The 5,997-nt window shown below is 71.0% G+C and carries 6 protein-coding genes and 1 pseudogene; 4 read left to right on the top strand and 3 right to left on the bottom strand.

Translation table 11 applies throughout. The features are described from left to right. Both AOK22_RS43110 and AOK22_RS30825 read right to left on the bottom strand, forming a co-directional pair. Window positions 1–123, bottom strand: a pseudogene (locus AOK22_RS43110) (ROK family protein); the annotation flags it as partial. Between the two features lie 20 nt (window positions 124–143). After that, window positions 144–1,127, bottom strand: coding sequence for a 4-hydroxy-3-methylbut-2-enyl diphosphate reductase (locus AOK22_RS30825; RefSeq protein ID WP_425264092.1), 984 nt, complete (start codon window positions 1,125–1,127; stop codon window positions 144–146). 85 nt (window positions 1,128–1,212) lie between these two features. On the opposite strand from AOK22_RS30825, the gene AOK22_RS30820 reads away from it, so the two are divergent. The 4 genes from AOK22_RS30820 to AOK22_RS30805 all read left to right on the top strand — a co-directional run bounded on the left by AOK22_RS30820 (window position 1,213) and on the right by AOK22_RS30805 (window position 5,146). Continuing rightward, window positions 1,213–2,601 carry an APC family permease gene (locus tag AOK22_RS30820; protein ID WP_055702012.1) on the top strand — a complete coding sequence of 463 codons (1,389 nt, stop codon included), beginning with the start codon at window positions 1,213–1,215 and terminating at the stop codon, window positions 2,599–2,601. 192 nt (window positions 2,602–2,793) lie between these two features. Continuing rightward, a complete protein-coding gene (xseA, locus tag AOK22_RS30815; RefSeq protein WP_055702011.1) occupies window positions 2,794–4,011 on the top strand; it encodes an exodeoxyribonuclease VII large subunit in 1,218 nt (405 codons plus the stop codon). A gap of 9 nt (window positions 4,012–4,020) precedes the next feature. Then, the gene (locus AOK22_RS30810; protein WP_055702010.1) at window positions 4,021–4,278 is read left to right on the top strand and encodes an exodeoxyribonuclease VII small subunit; all 258 of its coding nucleotides are present in this window, start codon (window positions 4,021–4,023) and stop codon (window positions 4,276–4,278) included. Between the two features lie 277 nt (window positions 4,279–4,555). Continuing rightward, complete coding sequence (locus AOK22_RS30805; protein ID WP_055702009.1) at window positions 4,556–5,146, top strand: malonic semialdehyde reductase; 591 nt, start codon at window positions 4,556–4,558, stop codon at window positions 5,144–5,146. Between the two features lie 111 nt (window positions 5,147–5,257). Here AOK22_RS30805 and AOK22_RS30800 read toward each other — a convergent pair whose 3' ends face one another. Beyond that, window positions 5,258–5,776 (bottom strand): DUF4245 domain-containing protein, encoded by a 519-nt coding sequence (locus AOK22_RS30800; protein ID WP_425264091.1) that lies wholly within the window; start codon window positions 5,774–5,776, stop codon window positions 5,258–5,260. Window positions 5,777–5,997 lie beyond the last annotated feature (221 nt).

Below are 5,997 nucleotides of genomic sequence, written 5' to 3'. Positions count from 1 at the left end.
GTCCGGCGTCGCCGGCCGCGGGGTCAGGACCTTGTACCGCTCCTGGGCCAGGTCTCCGCGGTCCAGGTCCACGGGAGCACCCTTGATCCCTGATCCGCCGATGTCCACACCGAAGATCTGCATGGGCCCACCGTACGGCGCGGTCAGCGCCGTGACAGCTCGGCCGCCTCCGCCCGCAGGTCCCTGCGGAGCTCCTTGGGCAGCGAGAAGGTGATGGACTCGTCGGCCGTCTTGACGGTCTCCACGTCGCCGTAGCCCCGCTCGGCGAGCCACTCGATGACGCCGTCGACCAGCACCTCGGGCACGGAGGCGCCGGAGGTCAGGCCGACCGTGGTGACGCCCTCCAGCCAGGCCTCGTCGATCTCGTCGGCGTTGTCGACGAGGTGGGAGGCCGCGGCGCCCGCGTCCAGGGCGACCTCGACCATGCGGATCGAGTTCGAGGAGTTCTTGGAGCCGACGACGATGACCAGCTCGGCGTCCTCCGCCAGCTTCTTCACCGCGGTCTGGCGGTTCTGCGTGGCGTAGCAGATGTCGTCGCTGGGCGGCGAGAGGAGGTTCGGGAACTTGTTCTTCAGGGCGCCGACGGTCTCCATCGTCTCGTCGACGGAGAGGGTGGTCTGGGAGAGCCAGACCACCTTGTCCGGGTCGCGGACCTCGACCTTGTCGACGTCGCCGGGGCCGTCGACCAGCGTGATGTGGTCGGGCGCCTCGCCGGAGGTGCCGATGACCTCCTCGTGGCCGTCGTGGCCGATCAGGAGGATGTCGTAGTCCTCCTTGGCGAACCGGACCGCTTCCTTGTGGACCTTGGTGACCAGCGGGCACGTCGCGTCGATCGTGGCGAGCTTGCGCTCGGCGGCCTCGGCGTGGACGGTCGGGGCGACGCCGTGCGCGGAGAACATGACGATGGATCCCTCGGGGACCTCCGCCGTCTCGTCGACGAAGATCGCGCCCTTCTTCTCCAGGGTCTGCACCACGTACTTGTTGTGGACGATCTCGTGGCGGACGTAGATCGGGGCCCCGTACTGCTCCAGGGCCTTCTCGACGGCGATCACGGCACGGTCCACGCCCGCGCAGTAGCCACGGGGAGCGGCGAGCAGGACACGGCGGGAGCCAGGCGTAGCAGTCATGCACACCATCGTAAGGCCGCGCTCAACGCGTCAAAGATCGCCTTCTTGGAGAGACTGGGGGCCTGCGTTGATCTACGGAGGCACGATGTCCGGACAGTCCGCCAGTACGGGAGCGCCCGCCGAGGGCGCCGGGCCCGCCGGGGGCGAAGGGCTGCGGCGCAGCCTCGGCTTCCGTGACCTCGTGGTCTACGGCCTGCTCTTCATCGCCCCGATGGCGCCGGTCGGCGTCTTCGGGACGCTCGACGCGAAGTCGCACGGCGCCGTCGCGCTGGTCTATCTGATCGCGACGGTCGCGATGGCGTTCACCGCTTTCAGTTACGCGCAGATGGTCAAGGTGGTCCCCCAGGCGGGGTCCGTCTTCGCCTACGCGCGCGTGGGGCTCGGAAAGGGGCCCGGGTTCATCGCCGGGTGGATGGCGATGCTCGACTACCTCCTCATCCCGGCGGTCGCCTATCTCTTCTCCGGGATCGCGATGAACTCGCTGGTCCCCTCGGTGTCGCGGTGGGTGTGGACGGCGCTCGCCGTGCTCATCACCACGGCGCTGAACGTGTGGGGCGTACGGGCGGCGGCGCGGGTCGGTTTCGCGGTGCTCGCGATGGAGGTCGTGGTCCTGCTGGTCTTCGTCGTCGCGGCGGTGGTCGTCCTCGTCCGGGACGGGGCCCAGCGGGGCTGGCTGTCGCCGCTGACCGGTGACGGCTCGCAGGGCGCGTTCGCGCTGTCGGCGGTGGTGGGCGCGGTGTCGATCGCCGTCCTGTCGTATCTGGGCTTCGACGCGATCGCCTCGTTCGCGGAGGAGGTGACGGGCGGCTCGGCGAAGGTCGCGCGGGCGGTGCTGCTCTGTCTCGCGCTCGCGGGCTTCCTGTTCATCCTCCAGACGTATCTGGTGGCCCTGCTCGAACCGATGTCGTCGGCCGAGCTCGCGGCGGATCCGGGCAAGCAGGGGACCGCCTTCTACGACACGGCGGAGGCCGCGTCCGGGGAGTGGCTGCACAAGCTGGTGGCCGTCAGCAAGGCGATCGGCGCGGCGTTCGCGGCGCTGGCCGGGCAGGCCGCGGCGGGGCGGCTCCTGTTCGCCATGGCGCGGGACCGGCGGCTGCCGAAGGCCCTGTCCCGGACGGACTCCGGGACGCCGCGGATCGCGCTGCTGTGCGCGGCCGTGATCACGATGGTCGCCGCGGTGTGGGCGGCCCGGCGCGACGACGGCATGGACCACCTGGTGTCGGTGGTCGACATCGGCGCGCTCACCGCGTTCCTGCTGCTGCACGCGAGCGTGGTGGGCTGGTTCGTGGTGCGCCAGCGCGACACGTCCTTCAGCTGGTGGCGCCACCTCCTGTTCCCGGTCCTGGGCGCGGCGATCGTGGTGGCGGTCATCTGGGAGGCATCGGGCTCGGCCCAGGTGGTCGGCGCGGTGTGGCTGGCGGTGGGCCTGGGCGTCCTGGCCGTACAAGGCTCCCGCCGCGAGGACGCCCCGTAAGGGCCGCGAGGGCCAAGGGTCGCGCCCCCCAAGGGCGCGAGGAACTGCGCGCCCAGCCAAGAACACCCCCGCACCCGGCCAAGGGACCCGAGCCCACCACACGCCCCCGCAGGGCCCCGTCGCCGCCCCGCCCGAGGGCCGACGGGGCCGAGGACACCCGTCGATGTCGGCCCCGCCGACTACGCTCGGCGCATGGCTCTGAACACGTCCGCGGACACCCCGCTCCCCGTCGGGGAGGTGTCACGCCTCATCGGCGGCTGGATCGACCGCCTCGGCGCGGTCTGGGTCGAGGGACAGATCACACAGCTGTCCCGCAGACCCGGCGCCGGCGTCGTCTTCATGACGCTGCGCGACCCGTCGCACGACATCTCGGTGAGTGTGACCTGCTACCGCCAGGTGTTCGACGCCGTGGCGGACGTCGTCTCCGAGGGCGCCCGCGTCGTGGTCCACGCCAAGCCGGAGTGGTACGCGCCGCGGGGCCAGCTCTCCCTGCGCGCCGCCGAGATAAGGCCGGTCGGCGTCGGTGAGCTGCTCGCGCGGATCGAGCAGCTGAAGAAGAGCCTCGCCGCGGAGGGCCTGTTCGCGCCCGAGCGCAAGAAGCCGCTGCCGTTCCTGCCGCAGCTCATCGGCCTGGTGACGGGCCGCGCCTCGGCCGCCGAGCGCGACGTCCTGGAGAACGCGCGCCACCGCTGGCCCGCCGTCCGCTTCGAGGTGCGCAACGTCCCGGTGCAGGGCGTGCACGCGGTGCCGCAGGTCGTACAGGCGGTGAAGGACCTGGACGCGCTCGACGAGGTCGACGTGATCATCGTGGCGCGGGGCGGCGGCAGCGTGGAGGACCTGCTGCCGTTCTCGGACGAGCAGTTGGTACGGGCGGTGGCGTCGTGTCGTACACCGGTCGTCTCGGCGATCGGCCACGAGCCGGACAACCCGCTCCTGGACCATGTGGCGGACCTGCGCGCGTCCACGCCGACCGACGCCGCCAAGAAGGTCGTGCCGGACGTCGGCGAGGAGTACGAGCGCGTGCAGTGGCTGCGCGACCGCGCCCGCCGCAGCATGGACGCCTACCTGGACCGCGAGTCCCGCGGCCTCGCGCACGCCCTGGCCCGCCCCTCCATGGAGCATCCGCACCGCATGGTCGAGGAGCGCGAGGAGCAGGTCGCGGCGCTGGTCGACCGCAGCCGCCGCACGCTGGGCCATCTCCTGGACCGGGCGGGCTCGGAGCTGGAGCACACGCACGCGCGCGTGGTGGCCCTCTCCCCCGCCGCGACGCTCCAGCGCGGTTACGCGGTGCTGCAGAAGTCGGACGGCGCCGTGGTCCGCGACCCCGGGGAGGTGGGCGCCGACGAGGAGTTGAGGGCCCGTGTAGCCGGGGGCGAGTTCACCGTACGAACCACACAAATCGACCATTAGGGTGGGCGCATGACCAGCACTACGGACGAGGCCACGGACTCCGCGGACGCCCTCGGCTACGAGCAGGCGCGGGACGAGCTGATCGAGGTCGTGCGCCGGCTGGAGACCGGCGGCACGACCCTGGAGGAGTCGCTCGCCCTGTGGGAGCGCGGCGAGGAACTGGCGAAGGTCTGCCGCCGCTGGCTGGACGGCGCGCGGGCCCGCCTGGACGCGGCGCTCGCGGGCCCCGAGACGGGCGAGGGAGCGGACCCCGACGCGGACGCCTGAGGCGGCACCGCGGCGGCTCGCGAGGCGGCACTGCGCACGCCCGCAAGGCGGCACCGCGGCGGCTCGCGAGGCGGCAGCACGTCGGCCTCCGAGGCGGCACAAAAGGCCCACCCCCGCGATCACCCCGCGAGGAAACCGCGCTGACCTGCGGCTTGTGAAGCGGATCACGTCACCCCGGCTTTTGTTGAAAGTTGAACAGCACCGGCGTACTCTCATGGAGGCGGGTCCGGAGACGGGCCCGGCTCACACCCCCCGTACGCATCGAGAAGGTTGATCCATGTCTCTCGCCCTTGACCCCGCCGCCCAGGACCTGCTCTTCCGCGAGGCCCGCACCGCGAACACCTTCACCGACGAGCCGGTCACCGAGGAGCAGGTCCAGGCGATCTACGACCTGGTCAAGTACGGCCCGACCGCCTTCAACCAGTCGCCGCTGCGCGTCACCCTGGTCCGCTCCCCCGAGGCCCGTGAGCGCCTGGTGAAGCACATGGCCGAGGGCAACCAGCCGAAGACCGCGAGCGCCCCGCTCGTCGCGATCCTCTCCGCGGACAACGAGTTCCACGAGGAGCTGCCGGCCCTCTTCCCGCACTTCCCGCAGGCCAAGGACGTCTTCTTCGCCGAGCGCCCGGTCCGCGAGCAGGCCGCGTCCCTGAATGCCGGCCTCCAGGCCGCGTACTTCATCATCGGCGTGCGCGCCGCCGGCCTGGCCGCGGGCCCGATGACCGGCTACGACGCCGCGGGCATCCAGAAGGAGTTCCTGGACGACGACCACACCCCGCTGATGGTCGTCAACATCGGCAAGCCGGGCGAGGACGCCTGGTTCCCGCGCTCCCCGCGCCTGGCCTACGACGACGTCGTCACCACGGTCTGAGCGACCCGCGTACGACGAGAGGCCCCCGGCAGTCCGCCGGGGGCCTCTCGCGTATCAGTTGCCCGGTGCCCGGTGCTCAGCGCTCAGTGCCCGATGCTCAGTGCCCGGTGCTCAGGACGTCTTCAGCGACTCCGCCATCTTCGTCAGCTGACCGAAGGGGGCGGTGCCGAGGACGACCGTCGTCGCGCCCTTCTCGGTGCGCACCAGGGCGTCGTACGTCCCGCCCTCGTAGCGCTGCCACTCCTGGTCGCCGATCCTCTCGGTGGCCTTGGTGCGCTTGGCGTCCTTGGTGACGTCTTCGATGAACTTGGCCGGCTTGTCCGTGGACTGCTTGATCGCCACGTACTCGTCGTCGGGGTCGAGGAAGCCCAGGTGCCAGCTGTCGTGCTCTTCGCCCTTGTACCGCACCGACGTCGCCTTCCAGTCCTTGGAAAGGCCCTCTGGCGCCGCCACCGGATAGGGCGCGGCGCGGCGTGCGGTCAGCAGCTCCACGCGGTAGTCCTTCCGCTCGACGGGGCTCTTGGAGTCGTCATGCGGGATGAAGATGTAGATCACGCCCGCGACGAGGGCGATCACCACCAACGACCACAGCATGTTCTTGACGGTCTGGTTGCCTTGTCTTCCTGCCACGCCCCCCATCGTCTCAGGCACCGGACGCCGACCTTCCCCCGGTCCCTCCCCAGCTGCCCCGGTCCGCTCATGCGTGGGGCCCTCTGCTCATTTTGTCGACCTGCGGATAGAGTCACTAGCAATCCCTCATCCGGCCGTCGTCGTATCAAGCAGAAAGGTGCGCTCCGATGACCGAGCATCATCTTCCGTCCGAGCTAGAGGTCTCTCCCGAGGCTCCCGAC

The sequence above is a fragment of the Streptomyces silaceus genome (genome assembly GCF_001419745.1).
In the GTDB taxonomy this organism is placed as follows: domain Bacteria; phylum Actinomycetota; class Actinomycetes; order Streptomycetales; family Streptomycetaceae; genus Streptomyces; species Streptomyces silaceus.
The sequence above is the reverse complement of the archived record's forward strand: the minus strand, read 5'-3'. Positions and strand labels throughout refer to the sequence as shown.